The organism is Empedobacter sp. GD03865, assembly GCF_029840775.1.
Classification (GTDB): Bacteria; Bacteroidota; Bacteroidia; order Flavobacteriales; family Weeksellaceae; genus Empedobacter; species Empedobacter falsenii_B.
Genome location: NZ_JAOCDF010000070.1, coordinates 1 through 1,607, shown reverse-complemented (window position 1 = coordinate 1,607; position 1,607 = coordinate 1). Strand labels below are relative to the sequence as shown.

The following is a 1,607-nucleotide window of genomic DNA, read 5'->3' as shown; positions in this document are numbered from 1 at the left end:
TACTATAACCAAACACAATGAATCAATATTTTATTAGAGCTAGATTATTTCCAACAATTCTTACTGCAATTCCAATTATCATTTTTATAAATTATGTCCTTAATAAAGAACTTTATCCTTCTTTAAATCAAATTTATTCTATTTTACCAACTTTAACTGGATTCGGAATTTCAGCAGCAATAATTTTCTTAAGTATCCAAATTAATAGAATAGTATCTAAAGAATTATTTCAACGGATATATTTTAAAGAAGAAATTGAAATGCCAACTACCAAATTGCTACTTTGGGCAAATGACAAATTAGATAAAGATTCAAAAATAAAAATAAGGAAAAAGATAAATGAAAAGTTTAAAATAAAACTAAAAAACGAAGCAGATGAAAACAATGATTTAAACGAATCTAAAAAACAAATAGCATTTGCTGTTTCACATATAAGAAACTATCTAAGAGGAAATATATTACTTTTTCAACATAATGTTGAATATGGATTTATAAGAAATCTAATAGGTGGTTCCTTAATTGCTACAATCATAAGCTTTGGAATTTTAATTTATTCTTATATTTCCAATGACTCGACTCTAAAAATCACATCGTTAATCCTTCTGTCTATTTATATAATACCAATTCTGTTATCAAAATTTATCCTTAACAAATTTGGTAATTATTATGCAAAAACTTTATATGAACAATTTTTAACTGATAATATATGAGTCAAACTGTAAAAATTATTTTTTGGGATGTTCAAGCTGGACACGCTACATATATTAAATCTCCAAATGGAAAACATATTGTAATTGACCTTGGTATCGGCTCTTTTGATGACAATAATCAAGGATTCAGTCCATTAATGTATTTGAAACATTATATGGGAGTTAAGCAATTAGATTATGTTATAATAACACATCCTCACTTAGATCACATTGAAGATATTGTCAATTTTGACGAATTAAATCCGAAGATTTTATTAAGACCCAAGCATATAACCAATGAGGAAGTTATGCAAGAGGAAAAAGCTACAACTACCATCAGAAATAGAGACAAGCCCATTTTTGAAAAGTATTGTGAAATAAACAACAGATATAATTCTCCTGTAGATGAAAATAATACATCTAATCCTAGAAAATCAGATAATTATGGTGGATTGAAAATCAGAACTTTTCATCCTACTAGTTGCAATAAAAACAATTTCAATAATCATAGTATAATTACTGTATTAGAATTTCAAGATATTAAAATTGTTATTCCTGGAGACAATGAAAGATGTTCATTCGAAGAACTTCTTTTAAAAGAATCTTTCAACGATGCGATAAAAGATGCAGATATTTTATTAGCGCCTCATCACGGACGTGAATCAGGATATAATAATGAATTTATGAATATAGTGAATCCTAACTTAACAATTATTTCTGATGGTCGCTTCTGTGATACAAGTGCTACTACAAGATACTCTCAAAAATCAAAGGGCTGGAAAGTACATTACAATGATGGTAGTAGCGAGGTAAGAAAATGTCTAACAACAAGAACTGACGGTGAAATTTTTGTTGACTTTGGTTTAAGAAGTGATGGAAAAAAATTCTTACAAGTGAAAACTAAAAAGTAGTACTTCT

General features: G+C 27.5%; 2 protein-coding genes. Both read left to right on the top strand.

Features of this window, described 5'->3' with window-relative positions; translation table 11 throughout:
* Positions 1–17 precede the first annotated feature (17 nt).
* A complete protein-coding gene (locus N5D46_RS14640) occupies positions 18–710 on the top strand; it encodes a hypothetical protein (RefSeq protein ID WP_280050439.1) in 693 nt (230 codons plus the stop codon).
* A complete protein-coding gene (locus tag N5D46_RS14635) occupies positions 707–1,600 on the top strand; it encodes an MBL fold metallo-hydrolase (protein WP_280050438.1) in 894 nt (297 codons plus the stop codon). The genes N5D46_RS14640 and N5D46_RS14635 overlap by 4 nt, the downstream gene beginning before the upstream one ends.
* The last annotated feature ends 7 nt before the right edge of the window (positions 1,601–1,607 follow it).